This window comes from Gilvibacter sp. (genome assembly GCF_965601605.1).
Taxonomy (GTDB): Bacteria; Bacteroidota; Bacteroidia; order Flavobacteriales; family Flavobacteriaceae; genus Gilvibacter.
In genome coordinates this window covers 20,255-36,002 of the sequence record NZ_CBFCWJ010000043.1, presented here as the reverse complement: position 1 = coordinate 36,002, position 15,748 = coordinate 20,255, and the positions used below count along the sequence as shown (strand labels likewise).

The window sequence follows — 15,748 nt, the reverse complement described above, 5'->3', positions numbered from 1 at the left end:
ATATTGTAGAAATTAATTCAATTATCATGTATAAATTAGCACTCCTCACTATTCTTAGTTTATTTTTGACCACAACTGACGCCACCGCCCAAAGCCGAGATTTTGACGGAATTTGGTCCGGTTCTCTAATTACCTCTAACGGCGATGAAAGCGAACTCACCCTGTACATTGAAGACAACAATGTCTATTCCGTTTACATTGACGAAGACGGCGACAGAGCCAAGTACAAAATGAATGAAGTCATTTGGTCCAAAGGCTATGGGGAACAGATCAGTTTTGTTTGGATGAACAAAGGTGGCGTCTGGACCGAAACCCAAATGTATTCCATTGTCTGGTTGGACAGTAACCGCATTTCTGTGCATCACCTGCGCCACGTAAGCAATGAAGATGGCGAAAGCGGAAATACGGACTGGGGTTACACCTCTGAAGGAATCTTAAGAAAAGAATAATAGTATTTCAAAACCATAAAAAAACCTCCCGGAACCATCAAGGTCGGGAGGTTTTTTTATTTTCTTGATTCCTGTTTACTTCAGGAAGTTATAACGCTTGGCATAGTCCAGCATTTGAGATTCAAAGCTCTCTGGCTGAACAATTTCAAAACCGGTGATCTCACCAGCATCGTTCATTACCGGAACGATCTCAGGATTCACAAAGCCTCCATAAGGAGCAGAAGTGAACTTGCTGTTTCTATCAAGAACCTCCTTATGCAAGTTCTGGTCAACCTTCACTCCGTAGTCCTCTACCAAGGCCTTAGCTGCTTCGTAATCACCTTCTGAGGTAATACGTTGGGTCTCGCGTAATAGACGCCCAAAGATCTCACGTAGCTTTTGATAATCGTTGATGTTGTAATAGGTCTTTCCATCTTGAACGATCTTCTGGATCACATTGTCTTTTAAACCTTGCTCATAAGCCCAAGCGCTCACCCATTGGCGGTTACGCATATGCGCTTCTTCTACATCAGCACCCAATTCCAAACGCACCAATTGACTCACCAAACCATTACGGATATAACCGTCATAGGCAGCCATACCGGTTTTCTCCCAGTCTTCAACCAAACCGAGCTCTTGCAGCTTAGGGTCCATCAAATAATACAATCCGAATAGATCTGCACGACCTTCCTCAATGGTTGACTTATAACTCTTCAAAGTCTCTTTTGGAGTTCCAACGCCTGGATTGATCTGCCCAGAAGCGTGTCCAACTACCTCGTGAAGCGCTGTGTGTAGCTTATCGGCTAATTGTCCGTATTTAGTTTCTAGTTCGATCTCTAAAGAGTCATAGGCAAACTCCTTTAAACGTCCAGTACTACCGGCATTGGCATACGAGTTAATGATGTTTCCTAAAGACACGGACTTACTGCCGTGCTTTTGACGGATCCAGTTGTTGTTAGGCAGATTCACTCCTATCGGTGTTGAAGGTGAAGCATCTCCAGCCTCTCCGGCTACGTTTACTGTCTTATAAGAAACTCCGGTAACGCTGTCCTTTTTGTGTTCATCCATCAAAGGAGAATTGTCCTCAAACCACTGTGCCTCTTTAGAAAGCACCGCCATCTTTTTAGACATATCAAAATCCTTGATTTCTACGATAGTTTCATAAGATCCTTTGTAACCTTTAGGATCGTTATACACTTCAATGAAGCCGTTGATCCAATCAATATTTCCTTCGGTAGAGTTTACCCAAGCCACGGCGTAATCATCCCAAGTATCTAGGCTTCCTGTTTGATAGTACTCAATAAGCAAACCTAAAGCCTTGGCTTGGTTCTCGCTTTCAGCCACACCTTTAGCAAGCTCCAACCACTTAATGATCTCATCAATTGCGGCACCATACATACCACCGCTTTTGTATACTTGTTCTACCAATTGACCATTTTCCTTAACCAATCGGGTATTCAATCCAACTTCGATAGGCTCATCAGCATCTACCTCGATAGCGCTGTAATAGGCCTCAACATCAGCCTCAGTAACATCAGGTCCGTAGAAGTTGATCGCACTTTCTAAAACGATATCCGCATCTTTACTCAGGTTTACTTTCTTAGAATCTGCATCGTTAAAGATCACTTCAAAAGCCTCAGCATTCAAGTCTGTATTGGTAGCAGCCAAGAGCTCTTTCAAATAGCTCTGCCCAAACTCTGGCATTAATTTATCATTGGAATAATGGTGGTGAATTCCGTTGGAGAACCACACGCGTTTTAGATACACCTCAAAAGCTTTCCAATCATCGCTAGATTTATCACCTTGATACTTGGTATATACATTTTCTAAAGCTGTGCGAATGGCCAAGTTATGTCTGTAATTCTGAGCCCACATAATATCGCGGCCCACTAATCCAGCTTGAGTTAAATAATAAACCAGCTTTTGCTCTTTGAGGGTCAGATCATCCCAGCCGTCAATCTTGTAACGCAAGATCTTCAGATCCGCGAACTGATCAATCTGATATTGAAATTCCTGCTCGGCCTGTGAATTGGGAGTCTCTGCGCCAGAATCGTTTGCAGATTCCTGACAAGAGATAAGCCCTAGCGCAAGAAAGCATCCCGCTAAAAGGTATTTGATATTCATAATATAGTTAGTTTAGATATGCGCAAATGTAGCAAAATATTCCCGTTGAATTTGATATCTTAGAGCCTCATCAACAGCTAGAAAACATGAAGTTTTTAAAGTATTTGTTTTTGCTGATCCTAGTGATCATAGTGGCAGGCGCGGTCTATTTCGGAGCCCAAGACGGCACTTTTGACGTCACGGCTACCAAAGATCTCAAAGTACCTCAATCTTTGGCCTTTAAGACTGCAGATAATTATCAGACCTGGAGTCAATGGGGTCCTTGGATGCAAACCGATCCGAATGTACAGATCACCTATAGCGATACCCTCCAAGGGGTTGGCGCTGGATATTCTTGGATCAGCGATCACCCTGAAGTGGGTCAAGGAAATATGAAAACCGTGGCCGTTACAGAAAATGAAGCCATAGAACAAAAGATCACCTTCAATACGCCTTTGGGCGATAGCTCCTCTGATGTCTATTGGAGCTTTGAACCGGGGCCGGACAACACCACTCGCGTTAGCTGGGGAATGAAAGGAGAACTCAGTCTATTGGAAAAGGTCTTTATGTCGTTTCAATCCGGATCCTTTGAAGAGGCCACTAAAGAAATGTATGAAACAGGCTTGGAAAATATGGAGAACCACATTTTGGAACAGATGGCAAAGTTCTCAGTGAATTTTGACGGCATCGTGGAATATGGAGGCGGCTATTATATGTACGTGACTGAATCTGCAACAACTGCAGGCCGAGCGGCTAAAATGGGTCCCATGTTAGGCGAGGTGATGACCTATATGCAATCCAATAACATTCAGCAAAGCGGTGCGCCTTTTACCATCTTCCATCAAACGGATGAAGCCGCGGGAACTGTTATCTTTTCCGCAGCTATTCCGGTAAAAGAACGTATCAATACCGCTCCAGACAGCAATGTTTTATGCGGGTATATTGAACCTTTAACAGCGATCAAAACCACACTTAAAGGAAACTATGATCACTTGGATGAGGCCTACAAAGCCGCTCATACCTACATTGAAGAAAAGGCATTGACACTGGATCCAGAAAAAGCACAATTTGAGGTCTACGCTTCAGATCCTGGATTGGAGCCCAACCCTGCCAACTGGTTGACCGAGGTCTATGTTCCTATTATTGCACCAACAGAAACCATTAATTAATGAAAGCTGTATTACTGGTCTTTTTAGGAGGCGGATTGGGAAGTGTTTTGCGCTATGGCGTTAATACTTGGACAGCACATCTAAACTATTCTCCTTTCTGGGGAACCTTTATGGTTAACATGATCGGTTGTTTGCTTATTGGATTGCTATTTGGATGGAGCATGCGCTTTTCTTGGATGGATCAAAGCCTACTTTGGTTATTATCTGTGGGATTCTGTGGTGGATTCACTACTTTTTCCACCTATGCCCTAGAAGGTCAACAATTCTTAAAGGACGGTCAATTGGCCAATTTTGTGGGATATATGGCCGGGAGTGTTTTGGTGGGAATTGCAGCAGTCGGTCTTGGGATTTGGCTCAGTCGCATTGGAATAAATTCCTAAGAAGCCTTGCCATTGAATTAAAAATTGTAGTTTTACTCTTCAATTGAATCAAAATGATTTGTACCACAGTCCAATACAAGTATCAAAACTGGTCATATGACCTTATGGAGGCTGTGCATTAATGAGCGAAAATTAAACCAATTATAACAAGCGTCCAGTCTAAACCCTGGACGTTTTTTTTTACCCAAAGTGAAAACACTATACAGAAACTATATCGAAAACTTTAAAGGACTTTCCAGAGAGATCTGGATGCTGTCCTTGGTGACACTGATCAACAGAACGGGTGCCATGGTGATTCCGTTTCTCTCCCTTTATTTGATGAAAGAGCTGAATTTCACCTTTGCACAGGTCGGGTGGATCATGTCGTGCTATGGTTTGGGTTCTGTTTTGGGCACTTATGTGGGAGGACGCATTACAGACGTCATTGGCTATTACAATGTGATTGTTCTGAGTTTGTTCTTAGGTGGATTGGGCTTTATTAGCTTGCAATGGGCTTCTGGATTCTACGGAGTCTGCGCAGCGATTTTTGGCGTTATGTTTTTGGTGGATGGATATCGCCCTGCGGTCTTTGTGGCGGCAGAAGCCTACAGTACTCCACAGACCGTGACGCGTGCCATTGCTTTGATCCGCTTGGCGATCAATTTGGGCTTTTCCATAGGCCCGCTAATTGGCGGAATTATAATTGCAACAGCCGGATACAACGCTATTTTCTGGATAGATGGGGTAAGCTGTATGATCGCCGCAGGAGTTATGATCTTGGGCTTAAAAGCGGTTAAAGCGCCTACCAAGGCAGAGCGCAAAGCTATGGTCAAACACGGAGCACCTCCGCTTAAAAACCGTCCGTTTTTGATCTTCTTTTTGCTGATGATGCTCATAGCCATTGTCTTTGTACAGTACTTTTCTCTGGTACCGATCTATTATGAAAAGATCTACAACCTCAGTGAAGATATCATCGGGTGGATCTTGTTCCTCAACGGAGCCATGATCGTACTGACAGAAATGCCGCTGGTGGGTTGGCTGGAAAGAAGCAAACTCTCTAAGACTCGATTGGTAGCCATTGGTACGCTCTTTTTAGCGGCGAGTTTCCTGGTATTGAATTTAGGGCATCACTTTGGCTTGCTAATCATAGGAATGATCTTGATGACCATAGGAGAAATGATAGAGTCGCCCTTTTCTAACGCCTTGGCTTTGGAGCTCTCTCCAGAAGGCCGCAAAGGAAGTTATATGGGCATGTACTCCATGAGTTGGAGCTTTTCTCACGTTTTTGGACACAATACAGGGATGAACATGGCCGATCGTTTAGGTTTTGGGATGACCTTTAATATCTTCGGAATTGGACTGTTAGTGATCGCCTTGATTTGCGACCGAATGCATAAGATTTGGAAGCAATCTGTTACCTTTATTCAAACAAAAGAAGACTCATAAAATGAACACAAGCAAATTTAGTTTTTAGCATACCCCTGCTGGAATAAAAATTATTTACATAGATGAAATATTGGGCAATCATAATAGTAGCGCTACTGAGTTTGAGCAGTTGCAAACAAGCACAAGAGGGAAGCTTGGGTACGGTAGAATTAGAAACTACTAAAACCTTTCCCCCTATCAATCCTTTTAGATACAACGTAGGTTTCTTGATCATGGATGGGACGTACAACACGGAGTTTACGGCACCATTTGATATTTTTCAACATACCATTTACCGAGACAGCATCAAAGCCATGAATGTCTTTACAGTTGCCAATACCGATGATCCAATCACTACCTTTGAAGGCGTGCGAATTATTCCGGATTACAACTATCTGAACGATGAAATTCCTAAGATCGATATTTTGGTGATCCCCAGTGCAGAGCATCATTTAGACACGGATTTGGAAGATACCGCTATGTTGGAATGGGTTAAGCAGGTTGCAGACAAAGCCATGTTTGTGACCTCTCATTGCGATGGAGCCTTTGTATTGGCTAAAGCTGGCTTGTTGGATGGTTTGGCTTCTACGACCTTCCCTTCTGATATTGAAAAATACAAGGAAATGTTTCCACAATTGGATGTGCGTGAAGATGTGCTTTTTGTGCGTCACAACCGCTACATTACTTCTGCTGGCGGCGCTAAGAGTTTTGAAGCAGCTTTGTTCACTGCAGAATTACTCTACGGAAAAGAAGTGGCTAAACGCCTAGCACAAGGCTTGGTTATCGACTGGGATCTGGACCAAGTACCACACGTGAATATTGTGGATTAGTTTAAGGGCTGAATTGGCGCATTCTTGATCACATCAGACAAAACGATCTGTGTTTTGGTCTCTCCGTAAATGATCAGCTGGTCAATAAAACTCTCTAAGTGAAGTTGGTTTTTAAGCACCACTTCCATCACGATATTCTCATTACCAGTAATGCGATAACAGTTTACAACTTCATTAAAGGTCTTTACCTTTTCTAAGAAGGGTTTGAGTTTCCCCATAAAGGCTCTCAAGGTTATAATTGCCTTGAGTTGATAGCCCATCTCTAGAGAAGAAAGATTGGCGTGATAACCATTGATCACTCCTGCATCTTCCATCTTTCTAATGCGCTCTGCAACGGCCGGTGAAGTAATGCCAACTTGCCGCCCGATCTCCGCATTAGACTGACGAGCGTTAGCCTGCAAGCACTTGAGTATCTTCCAATTAAGGGTATCCATCTTCATTTGTTCAGTATTTTCGCCTATAAAATTACGATTATAAAGTAAATATATCCAAAAACTTTAAATTCGATAGAATACTCCCTTAATATCTAAGTAACTTTGAGTGTTTTGATAATCTATCATTACAATTGCTATGTATTCAAAGGTTCCCTCATCGCCTGTTTATCAAAAGGCACTAGAGATTTTTACCTTGTCGAGACGGATATCTGACTACCTCATTGAGGATTTGTCAGAATTGAATCCTCACGGTAAGGAGAATCCGCACATCTATTTCACAGGAGATATTATTCAACAGTCGGTTTGTTTAGCGCCAGAGATCTTAAAGGCTGAACAACAGCTAGAGCGCGATAAAAAGCATAAGCACGCTGATTACCTAAACCGATTGACCAATCGTCTTTACAGAAATTGCGAACGCTTAGAAGGCAGTAACAGCAACGGGGCTGAATTTGTAGGAATTCTTAGAAAAGAATTGCGCAAATTCAAGAAGTTACAACGCAATTGGATGCTTACCCTTTAAAGATTTCTTACATATTTCTGCGGTACTGTCCGCCAACTTCAAATAAGGCCTGAGTAATCTGTCCTAAGGAACAACGCTTACAGACTTCCATAAGTTGCTGGAAGATATTGTCGTTTTGCACCGCAGCTTGTTGCAATTCTGCAATCAAATCTGTGGCTATATCCTGATGACGCTCATGCAAGGATTCCAAAGTTTCGATCTGTTGCTGCTTCTCCTCTTCCGTAGCGCGAATCACCTCCGCAGGCAATACTGTTGGAGATCCCTTTTTACTCAAGAAGGTATTCACCCCAATGATCGGGAATTCTCCATTGTGCTTAAGAGTTTCATAGTACAGGCTCTCTTCTTGGATCTTAGAACGTTGATACATGGTCTCCATAGCCCCAAGAACACCTCCACGTTCTGTAATACGGTCAAACTCCGCTAAAACAGCTTCTTCTACCAGCGCAGTCAACTCCTGAATAATATAGGCCCCTTGGATTGGGTTTTCATTCTTAGCCAGCCCTAATTCCTTATTGATGATAAGCTGAATGGCCATAGCACGACGCACACTTTCTTCCGTAGGCGTAGTAATGGCCTCATCGTACGCGTTGGTATGCAATGAGTTACAATTATCATAGATTGCGTACAAGGCCTGTAGCGTCGTTCTAATGTCGTTAAAATCGATCTCTTGTGCGTGCAAGCTTCTTCCCGAGGTTTGAATGTGATATTTCAGCATCTGCGCTCGAGGGTTTGCACCGTATTTGTGCTTAAGCGCCTTGGCCCAAATTCTACGTGCCACACGCCCGATCACTGCATATTCCGGATCGATTCCATTACTGAAGAAAAACGAAAGGTTGGGACCAAATTTGTTGATGTCCATCCCGCGGCTCAAGTAATACTCTACATAGGTAAATCCATTGGCTAGGGTCAAGGCCAACTGTGTAATTGGGTTGGCACCTGCCTCTGCAATGTGATAACCAGAAATAGAAACTGAATAGAAATTACGCACCTTGTGATCAATGAAGTACTCTTGTACATCACCCATTAAACGCAAAGCGAACTCCGTAGAGAAAATACAGGTGTTCTGTGCTTGATCTTCTTTTAAGATATCGGCTTGTACCGTACCGCGAACTTGTGTCAAAGTCTCTGCTTTGATACGCTCGTATACATCCTGAGGCAATACCTCATCACCAGTGACCCCTAAAAGCATTAAACCTAAACCGTCATTACCCTCAGGCAAATCACCACGGTAAACAGGACGTTGTTGCCCTTTGGCTTTATAGATGGCATTGACCTTTTTGTCGATCTCGGCCTCCAGGCCTTCTGCCTTAATGTATTTTTCACAATTTTGATCAATTGCGGCGTTCATAAAGAAGCCCAAAAGCATCGGTGCCGGACCATTTATAGTCATACTCACCGAGGTCATTGGATCACTGAGATCAAAGCCACTGTAGAGCTTTTTAGCATCGTCCAAACAACAGATAGAAACTCCAGAGTTCCCGATCTTTCCATAGATATCGGGTCTGTGCCCTGGATCATTTCCGTACAAGGTCACCGAATCAAAAGCCGTAGACAAACGCTTGGCTGGCATACCTTGAGATACGTAATGAAAACGTCTGTTGGTGCGTTCTGGCCCACCTTCACCGGCAAACATACGTGTTGGATCTTCCCCTGTGCGTTTAAACGGATAGAGACCAGCCGTATAAGGGAATTCTCCCGGCACATTCTCTTGCAACGCGTATTCTAGGATCTCTCCCCAAGCAGTGTACTTAGGCAAGGAAACCTTCGGAATATCTGAATGAGAAAGTGACTTGGTGTGTGTTTCAATTTTGATCTCTTTGTCACGTACTTTAAAGCTGTAGATCGGAGCCTTATAGCGCGCCACCTTATCAGGCCATTGTAATAGCAATTCCCAATTGTACGGATCCAGGTTCATCTTGACACGATCGAACTCCTTTTGCAGTAAGTCCATAAAGACCTTGTTGTCTTCTGACACGGTTTCTGCAAGAAACTCATCATTCAATCCGGCTTTGGACAATACGTCCTTAAAGCGCGCATCAGAATCCACATTCAAAACAGAACATATGGTCTTGTAGATACCAAAGAGCTGTTGAGCCGTGGCGATCTGCGCAGTAGCACGATCGTCATAAGCGCGGTTGTTCTCCGCAATTTCAGAAAGATAACGCGTACGCGCCGGAGGAATAACATAAATCTTCTCACTCATGGCATCGGTCACCTCATAGGTACTGCTAAGCTCAGCTCCGGTACGCTCTACCAAAGTGTCCATGACTTTGCGATACAGGGTATTCATGCCTGGATCGTTGAATTGTGAAGCAATAGTTCCGTAAACCGGCAACTGCTCCTGCGGCGTATCCCACAGATTGTGGTTACGCATATATTGTTTTTTCACATCGCGCAGCGCATCCAATGCTCCGCGTTTGTCGAATTTATTGATGGCGACAAGATCTGCAAAGTCAAGCATATCGATCTTCTCCAATTGCGTAGCTGCTCCAAATTCAGGAGTCATCACATAAAGGGAAATATCCGAATGCTCTAAGATCTCGGTATCGCTTTGGCCAATTCCGGAGGTCTCCAAAATGATCAGGTCAAACTCCGCAGCTTTTAAAACCTCAACAGCCTCATTGACATACTTAGAAAGAGCCAAATTGCTTTGACGCGTAGCCAAAGAGCGCATATAAACGCGAGGAGAATTAATGGCGTTCATGCGGATACGGTCTCCCAAAAGGGCGCCACCCGTCTTTCTTTTAGACGGATCCACAGAAACTAAACCTACAGTCTTCTCCGGGAAGTCAATTAGGAATCTACGAACCAGCTCATCCACCAAACTCGATTTACCAGCACCACCAGTTCCCGTAATACCTAAAACAGGAGTGGTCGTCTTTTCATTTTTTTTGTGGATGGTATCCAGAGTTTCTTTCGCGACCTCTGGGAAGTTCTCAGCTGCAGAGATAATACGAGCAATCGCGCCTGTTTCTTTGCTTGCCAAACGACCAACCTCACCATTGAGTGAATCCCCAATTGGGAAGTCTGCTTTTTGAACCAGGTCATTAATCATGCCTTGCAAGCCCATTTCACGGCCATCGTCTGGAGAATAGATTCTGGTGATCCCATAATCCATGAGTTCTTTGATTTCCTCAGGAAGGATTACTCCTCCACCTCCACCAAAGATCTTGATGTGACTTGCTCCACGCTCCTTAAGGAGGTCGTACATATACTTGAAGTATTCATTGTGACCACCTTGATAAGAAGTCATGGCAATGGCGTTAGCATCTTCTTGAATCGCCGTGTTGACAACCTCTTCTACGGAGCGATCATGTCCTAAGTGAATCACCTCAACCCCTGTGGATTGAATGATTCTGCGCATGATGTTTATAGCGGCATCGTGACCGTCAAACAGAGAGGCTGCTGTTACGATTCGTACTTTGTTCTTGGGTTTATATGGAGCGGCTTGCTGCATGGTATTTTATCCTAATTTTGGGGCAAAGTTAACTATTTTGAGGGTGATTTTTGTACTTTCACCCACAGAACGAAATCGTTTTAGGATACACTTAAGAAAAACACCCCTCAAAACCGAAATAAAACTCATGAAACGCCTTTCCTTACTCGTATTGACCTTGATCACTTTTAGCTGCGGAGAACTGCAACAAGTCGTAAACTCGCTTCCCAATGGTTTGCCTCAACTCTCAGAGCAGGAAATTGGAAACGGTCTCAGAGAAGCCTTAGATCAGGGTATTGAAAAACAAGTGAGCAAACTCACGGCCAAAGATGGATTCTATAAAAATGAGCTCGTTAAGATCTTATTGCCAGAAGAGCTTCGTAAAGTAGATAAAGCGCTACGTGATATAGGTTTAAGCAGTTTAGCCGACGAAGGCTTAAAAGCACTTAACAGAGCCGCAGAAGATGCTGTGAAACAAGCTACACCTATTTTCGTGGCTGCGGTGAAAGATATCAGTTTTGCAGACGCTAAGAACATACTTTTAGGAGCCGACAATGCGGCGACTACTTATCTGCAGAATAGGACGCAAACAGCGCTATACAATAAATTTAATCCCGTGATCAATGACTCCTTTAGCCGTGTTGGTGCAGATGAAATCTGGGAGCAACTTATCAACAAGTACAACAGCATCCCTTTGGTCAACGACGTGAACCCAGATTTGACCGATTATGTTACTAATGAGGCACTTAAGGGCGTGTATACAATGATCGCAGTTGAGGAGCAAGAAATCCGAAATAAAATAGGTGCGCGTACAACTGACTTATTGCGCCGTGTTTTTGCACTTCAGGATTAAAAGTTAATTTTTACGGATAAAACCACAATTCAGCGGGGGTTTTCTTACAGTTTTAAGAAAAAGCTTTAAGGTAATATTAAGCTTAGTTTAAAGATTAGTAATTAACTTTAATGAAAATCACTCCCCTATGTTATTTACCTTAAAAAGAAGTAAGCTACGGCGTCTGGAGATTTCCTACCAGCGATGGATGCGGTATGCTTACACGACAGCCGTCTTTGACAAAGAAGAAAGCAAGCGAGCACTGCAAAATGCGGAACGCAAATTGCAAGAAATTCAAGGCTTGTTAAACTCAGAATACGTTAGCGCATCTGCCTAAAATAAGTGTAGGCATCCTTTAAGCGACTGCCGTACCAACTGAAGTATTCTCCGTCAACCAATTTTACTGGCTTACCGAGCTGGTCACTTAACTCTGCACGATCTTTTTCTTTAAAGGGATAGGGCTCAGAACTCAATAGGATTAAATCAGCTTGAGTTAATAACTCTTGGTCTACCTCTGGGTATCTACCCTCGGGATCTTGCAATAGATTATCGTAACCATTCTCGCGAAGCAGATCACCAATAAAAGTAGCTTCACCTGCCGCCATATAGGGGCCTTTCCAAATCAGATAGGCAACTTTTAACCGCTTACGACCTTTTATATGATCAGCGAATGCTGCGCGTTGCTTTGTTATGCTATTTACAAGTTCATCGGCCTTTTGCTGCTTACTAAAAAGGGCGCCCATCCCATTAATATATTCCAAGCTGTCGTCTACAGTGTAAATATCACTGACCCAAACCGGAGCTATACCGGCCAAAGTTTCTACGATCTCTTGGGTATTCTCTTCTTTATTGGCGATGATGACATCTGGAGCAAGCTGCGCTATTTTATCAATCTTGACATTCTTGGTTCCGCCGATTACAGTTTTAGATTTTCTGAGATGCTCTGGATGTACGCAGAATTTTGTGAGCCCCACGATCTTATCGGCTAAACCTAAATCCACCAAGAGTTCTGTTTGAGAAGGTACTAAGGAAACGATCCGTTGTGGCACGGATTTAAAGCTGTGTGTGGTCCCTAATTGATCTTTAGATTGCATCTAGAATTACGGCCATTTGCTCTTGCAGTTCAGCCGCTCTTGCCGCAGCTGCTTCTGCGAAGTCTTCACCTTTAGAGGCGTAGATGATTCCGCGTGAAGAGTTCACCAACAACCCTACATTTGGAGCCATACCGTATTTGCATACTTCTTGCAAACTTCCTCCCTGCGCTCCAACACCTGGAATCAGCAAGAATTGCTCGGGCAACTGTTTGCGAATTACAGCAAGATGCTCTGCCTTGGTAGCTCCAACAACATACATCAATCGGTCTGCATGTTCCCAGTTCAAGGAAGTCTCAATGACTTGTTCATACACATTTTGATCACCAACTTGCAGGGTTTGAAACTCAAAAGCACCAGCATTGGAAGTTAAGGCTAAAAGGATCACAAACTTCCCCGGAAACTGTAAAAAAGGCTCCACCGAATCGCGGCCCATATAGGGAGCAACGGTAACAGAATCAAAATTCATGGATTCAAAGAACGCCTTTGCATAGCGCGTAGAGGTATTCCCAATGTCGCCGCGTTTTGCATCAGCTATGGTGAAGTGATTCGGATACTCTTGATTTAAATAATCAATGGTCTTTTGCAGGGCTTTCCATCCATCTAAACCGTAAGCCTCGTAAAAAGCGGTATTGGGTTTGTAACCTACGCACAAATCAGCTGTAGCATCAATAATTGCTTTGTTGAAGGTAAAAATCGGATCTTCCTCAGCCAAAAGGTGTGGAGGAATCTTTTCGAGATCAACATCGAGTCCTACACATAAAAAGGACTTTTTAAGCCGTATTTGCTCGGTAAGTTCTTGGCTGGTCATTTAAAAAAGTTCGCTGTTTTCTTTAAGCTTTTCAGTATTCTCGGCCAACATCAATTCATCAATAAGTTTTTGGATGTCACCATCAATAATGTTGCCCAGATCGTAAAGAGTGAGACCAATACGGTGATCGGTCACACGGCCTTGCGGATAATTATAGGTGCGGATCTTAGCAGAGCGGTCACCAGAAGACACCATACTCTTACGCTTCTCTGAATCTGCAGCTTGCTTCTTAGCCAATTCTGCTTCATAAAGACGAGATCGCAATACTTTCAACGCCTTTTCTAAGTTCTTGTGTTGTGATTTCTGGTCTTGACAACTCACAATGATACCAGTAGGTTCGTGGTGAAGTTTAATTGCCGAATAAGTCGTATTTACCGATTGACCTCCAGGTCCGGTAGAGGTGGTACGCTCAATACGAACATCTTGCATATCCAGTTCTACATCAAACTCTTCAGCTTCTGGCAATACCATCACCGTTGCTGCACTGGTATGCACGCGTCCTTGGGTCTCAGTTTGAGGCACGCGTTGTACACGGTGTACCCCAGCTTCAAACTTCATAGTACCGTATACATCTTCTCCGGCTACTTCAAAAATAACCTCTTTAAACCCGCCTGAAGTACCTTCATTATAGTCTACCGTAGAAACGCTCCAACCCTTTCCTTCACAGTACTTGGTGTACATGCGGTAAAGATCTCCGGCAAAGATACTCGCTTCATCTCCTCCAGTTCCAGCGCGAATCTCTACTACAACATTCTTGGCATCTTCTGGATCTTTAGGGATCAACATATAACGGATCTCCTCTTCCAATTGGGGAAGACGCTCTTTGGCCTCATCGAGTTCCATCTTAGCCATTTCAACCATCTCGTCGTCAGATCCGTCTGCGATGATCTCCTCGGCTTCAGAAATATTACCCGAAAGCGTTATGTATTCCTTGCGTTTTTTCATGAGTTCGCTAAGCTCCTTGTACTCCTTATTGATCTGCACATACCGCTTCTGATCAGAAATGATATCCGGCTGAATAATAAGGTCGCTTACCTCGTCAAAACGCTGTTTAACTATATTGAGTTTATCAAGCATAATTGCAAAACTTGGTCGTAAATTTACGACAATTAATGATAGCGGAATTCCCCGTATTCACTGCGAATAGTCAGTGATTTCTCCGCAGATGCCTCTACACGACCAACGCGCTTGGCAGCGACACCGAAAGATTCCGAAATGGCAATGATCTGATCGGCAACCGCCTCAGGAACGTACAATTCCATACGGTGTCCCATATTAAAGACCTGATACATCTCCTTCCAATCGGTTCCGCTTTCTTGCTGAATCAATTTAAAGAGCGGAGGCACCTCGAACATATTGTCCTTTACAATATGGAACTGATCTACAAAATGCAAAATCTTGGTTTGAGCTCCGCCACTACAATGCACCATTCCGTGAATGTGATTGCGCTTAACATCCTCCAATATCTTTTTGATTATAGGCGCATAGGTACGCGTTGGTGACAGTACCAACTTTCCGGCATTTAAGGGACTGTCAGTAATCGCATCGGTAAGTAGCTTGGAACCGCTATACACCAGATCTTCTGGCACTGATGGATCAAAACTCTCTGGATACTTGCTACTGAGTTGTTTGCCAAACACATCATGTCTGGCAGAGGTTAGGCCATTACTGCCCATACCTCCATTATATTCGGTTTCGTAATTGGCCTGTCCATAAGAAGCCAAACCTACGATCACATCACCGGCTTGGATATTGCCGTTGTCAATCACTTCATCACGGCGCATACGCGCAGTTACTGTAGAATCAACAATAATGGTTCGCACCAAATCCCCAACATCGGCAGTTTCTCCTCCTGTGGGATAAATATCAACACCAAAGTCGGCCATTTCCTTTACCAAATCTTCAGTTCCATTGATTATGGCAGCAATCACCTCTCCTGGGATCCGATTTTTATTTCTTCCGATGGTAGAACTCAAAGTAATCCCAGTGGTTGCTCCTACGCATAATAAATCATCGAGATTCATCACCAGGGCGTCTTGAGCTATACCCTTCCAGACAGAAAGATCACCCGTCTCCTTCCAATACATATAAGCTAAGGAAGATTTGGTTCCAGCCCCGTCTGCGTGCATAACCAAACAATGGTCCTCACTCCCGGTCAAGTAATCGGGAACAATTTTACAGAAAGCCTTGGGAAACAAGCCCTTGTCAATATTCTTGATGGCATTGTGAACGTCTTCTTTGGCCGCAGACACTCCGCGACCTGCATAACGTTTGGAAACCTCCTTACTCATAGTGTTGTTGACTTAAAGG

At 43.6% G+C, this 15,748-nt stretch carries 14 protein-coding genes; 7 read left to right on the top strand and 7 right to left on the bottom strand.

Annotation, left to right across the window (positions count from 1 at the left end; all coding sequences use genetic code 11):
• The first annotated feature begins 26 nt into the window (after nucleotides 1-26).
• Nucleotides 27-449, top strand: a complete 423-nt coding sequence (locus ACSLP7_RS12510) for a hypothetical protein (protein WP_435579610.1) — start codon at nucleotides 27-29, stop codon at nucleotides 447-449.
• A 75-nt stretch (nucleotides 450-524) separates the two neighbouring features.
• On the opposite strand, the gene ACSLP7_RS12505 is transcribed toward ACSLP7_RS12510, so the two are convergent.
• Nucleotides 525-2,552 (bottom strand): dipeptidyl-peptidase 3 family protein, encoded by a 2,028-nt coding sequence (locus tag ACSLP7_RS12505; protein WP_435579609.1) that lies wholly within the window; start codon nucleotides 2,550-2,552, stop codon nucleotides 525-527.
• An 86-nt stretch (nucleotides 2,553-2,638) separates the two neighbouring features.
• Here ACSLP7_RS12505 and ACSLP7_RS12500 point away from each other — a divergent pair, with 86 nt between their 5' ends.
• The 4 genes from ACSLP7_RS12500 to ACSLP7_RS12485 all read left to right on the top strand — a co-directional run bounded on the left by ACSLP7_RS12500 (nucleotide 2,639) and on the right by ACSLP7_RS12485 (nucleotide 6,314).
• Nucleotides 2,639-3,700 carry an SRPBCC family protein gene (locus ACSLP7_RS12500; RefSeq protein WP_435579608.1) on the top strand — a complete coding sequence of 354 codons (1,062 nt, stop codon included), beginning with the start codon at nucleotides 2,639-2,641 and terminating at the stop codon, nucleotides 3,698-3,700.
• Complete coding sequence (gene crcB / locus ACSLP7_RS12495) at nucleotides 3,700-4,080, top strand: fluoride efflux transporter CrcB (protein ID WP_435579607.1); 381 nt, start codon at nucleotides 3,700-3,702, stop codon at nucleotides 4,078-4,080. The genes ACSLP7_RS12500 and crcB overlap by 1 nt, the downstream gene beginning before the upstream one ends.
• A 189-nt stretch (nucleotides 4,081-4,269) precedes the next feature.
• Nucleotides 4,270-5,505, top strand: a complete 1,236-nt coding sequence (locus ACSLP7_RS12490) for an MDR family MFS transporter (RefSeq protein ID WP_435579606.1) — start codon at nucleotides 4,270-4,272, stop codon at nucleotides 5,503-5,505.
• 62 nt (nucleotides 5,506-5,567) lie between these two features.
• Nucleotides 5,568-6,314: a DJ-1/PfpI family protein gene (locus tag ACSLP7_RS12485; RefSeq protein WP_435579605.1), complete on the top strand. Its 747-nt coding sequence runs from the start codon at nucleotides 5,568-5,570 to the stop codon at nucleotides 6,312-6,314.
• Here the strand turns inward: ACSLP7_RS12485 and ACSLP7_RS12480 are convergent.
• Nucleotides 6,311-6,754, bottom strand: a complete 444-nt coding sequence (locus ACSLP7_RS12480; protein ID WP_291183227.1) for an Lrp/AsnC family transcriptional regulator — start codon at nucleotides 6,752-6,754, stop codon at nucleotides 6,311-6,313. The two genes, ACSLP7_RS12485 and ACSLP7_RS12480, sit on opposite strands and share 4 nt — an antisense overlap.
• A 130-nt stretch (nucleotides 6,755-6,884) precedes the next feature.
• Here ACSLP7_RS12480 and ACSLP7_RS12475 point away from each other — a divergent pair, with 130 nt between their 5' ends.
• On the top strand, nucleotides 6,885-7,268 hold the full coding sequence (locus ACSLP7_RS12475) for a hypothetical protein (RefSeq protein ID WP_291183225.1): 384 nt from the start codon (nucleotides 6,885-6,887) through the stop codon (nucleotides 7,266-7,268).
• 7 nt (nucleotides 7,269-7,275) lie between these two features.
• Here the strand turns inward: ACSLP7_RS12475 and ACSLP7_RS12470 are convergent, their stop codons facing one another.
• Entirely contained in the window at nucleotides 7,276-10,725 is a 3,450-nt protein-coding gene (locus ACSLP7_RS12470) for a methylmalonyl-CoA mutase family protein (RefSeq protein WP_435579604.1), read from the bottom strand.
• 127 nt (nucleotides 10,726-10,852) lie between these two features.
• On the opposite strand from ACSLP7_RS12470, the gene ACSLP7_RS12465 reads away from it, so the two are divergent.
• Nucleotides 10,853-11,557, top strand: a complete 705-nt coding sequence (locus ACSLP7_RS12465) for a DUF4197 domain-containing protein (RefSeq protein WP_435579603.1) — start codon at nucleotides 10,853-10,855, stop codon at nucleotides 11,555-11,557.
• Between the two features lie 299 nt (nucleotides 11,558-11,856).
• Here ACSLP7_RS12465 and ACSLP7_RS12460 read toward each other — a convergent pair whose 3' ends face one another.
• The 4 genes from ACSLP7_RS12460 to ACSLP7_RS12445 are packed head-to-tail and all read right to left on the bottom strand — an operon-like array spanning nucleotide 11,857 to nucleotide 15,729.
• On the bottom strand, nucleotides 11,857-12,630 hold the full coding sequence (locus tag ACSLP7_RS12460) for an ABC transporter substrate-binding protein (protein ID WP_435579602.1): 774 nt from the start codon (nucleotides 12,628-12,630) through the stop codon (nucleotides 11,857-11,859).
• On the bottom strand, nucleotides 12,620-13,438 hold the full coding sequence (gene pyrF / locus ACSLP7_RS12455) for an orotidine-5'-phosphate decarboxylase (RefSeq protein WP_435579601.1): 819 nt from the start codon (nucleotides 13,436-13,438) through the stop codon (nucleotides 12,620-12,622). Before pyrF ends, ACSLP7_RS12460 begins: the two co-directional genes overlap by 11 nt.
• Nucleotides 13,439-14,515 (bottom strand): peptide chain release factor 1, encoded by a 1,077-nt coding sequence (gene prfA / locus ACSLP7_RS12450; RefSeq protein ID WP_435579600.1) that lies wholly within the window; start codon nucleotides 14,513-14,515, stop codon nucleotides 13,439-13,441.
• A gap of 32 nt (nucleotides 14,516-14,547) precedes the next feature.
• Nucleotides 14,548-15,729, bottom strand: coding sequence for an AIR synthase related protein (locus tag ACSLP7_RS12445; protein ID WP_435579599.1), 1,182 nt, complete (start codon nucleotides 15,727-15,729; stop codon nucleotides 14,548-14,550).
• Nucleotides 15,730-15,748: the final 19 nt, after the last annotated feature.

Bases quoted from the DNA above. Each gene is read 5' to 3' on its own strand.
- ACSLP7_RS12485 (WP_435579605.1), top strand. From the start codon at position 5,568: ATGAAATATTGGGCAATCATAATAGTAGCGCTACTGAGTTTGAGCAGT.
- ACSLP7_RS12465 (WP_435579603.1), top strand. From the start codon at position 10,853: ATGAAACGCCTTTCCTTACTCGTATTGACCTTGATCACTTTTAGCTGC.
- ACSLP7_RS12505 (WP_435579609.1), bottom strand. From the start codon at position 2,552: ATGAATATCAAATACCTTTTAGCGGGATGCTTTCTTGCGCTAGGGCTT.
- prfA (WP_435579600.1), bottom strand. From the start codon at position 14,515: ATGCTTGATAAACTCAATATAGTTAAACAGCGTTTTGACGAGGTAAGC.
- crcB (WP_435579607.1), top strand. From the start codon at position 3,700: ATGAAAGCTGTATTACTGGTCTTTTTAGGAGGCGGATTGGGAAGTGTT.
- ACSLP7_RS12500 (WP_435579608.1), top strand. From the start codon at position 2,639: ATGAAGTTTTTAAAGTATTTGTTTTTGCTGATCCTAGTGATCATAGTG.
- ACSLP7_RS12445 (WP_435579599.1), bottom strand. From the start codon at position 15,729: ATGAGTAAGGAGGTTTCCAAACGTTATGCAGGTCGCGGAGTGTCTGCG.
- ACSLP7_RS12470 (WP_435579604.1), bottom strand. From the start codon at position 10,725: ATGCAGCAAGCCGCTCCATATAAACCCAAGAACAAAGTACGAATCGTA.
- ACSLP7_RS12475 (WP_291183225.1), top strand. From the start codon at position 6,885: ATGTATTCAAAGGTTCCCTCATCGCCTGTTTATCAAAAGGCACTAGAG.
- pyrF (WP_435579601.1), bottom strand. From the start codon at position 13,438: ATGACCAGCCAAGAACTTACCGAGCAAATACGGCTTAAAAAGTCCTTT.
- ACSLP7_RS12460 (WP_435579602.1), bottom strand. From the start codon at position 12,630: ATGCAATCTAAAGATCAATTAGGGACCACACACAGCTTTAAATCCGTG.
- ACSLP7_RS12510 (WP_435579610.1), top strand. From the start codon at position 27: ATGTATAAATTAGCACTCCTCACTATTCTTAGTTTATTTTTGACCACA.
- ACSLP7_RS12480 (WP_291183227.1), bottom strand. From the start codon at position 6,754: ATGAAGATGGATACCCTTAATTGGAAGATACTCAAGTGCTTGCAGGCT.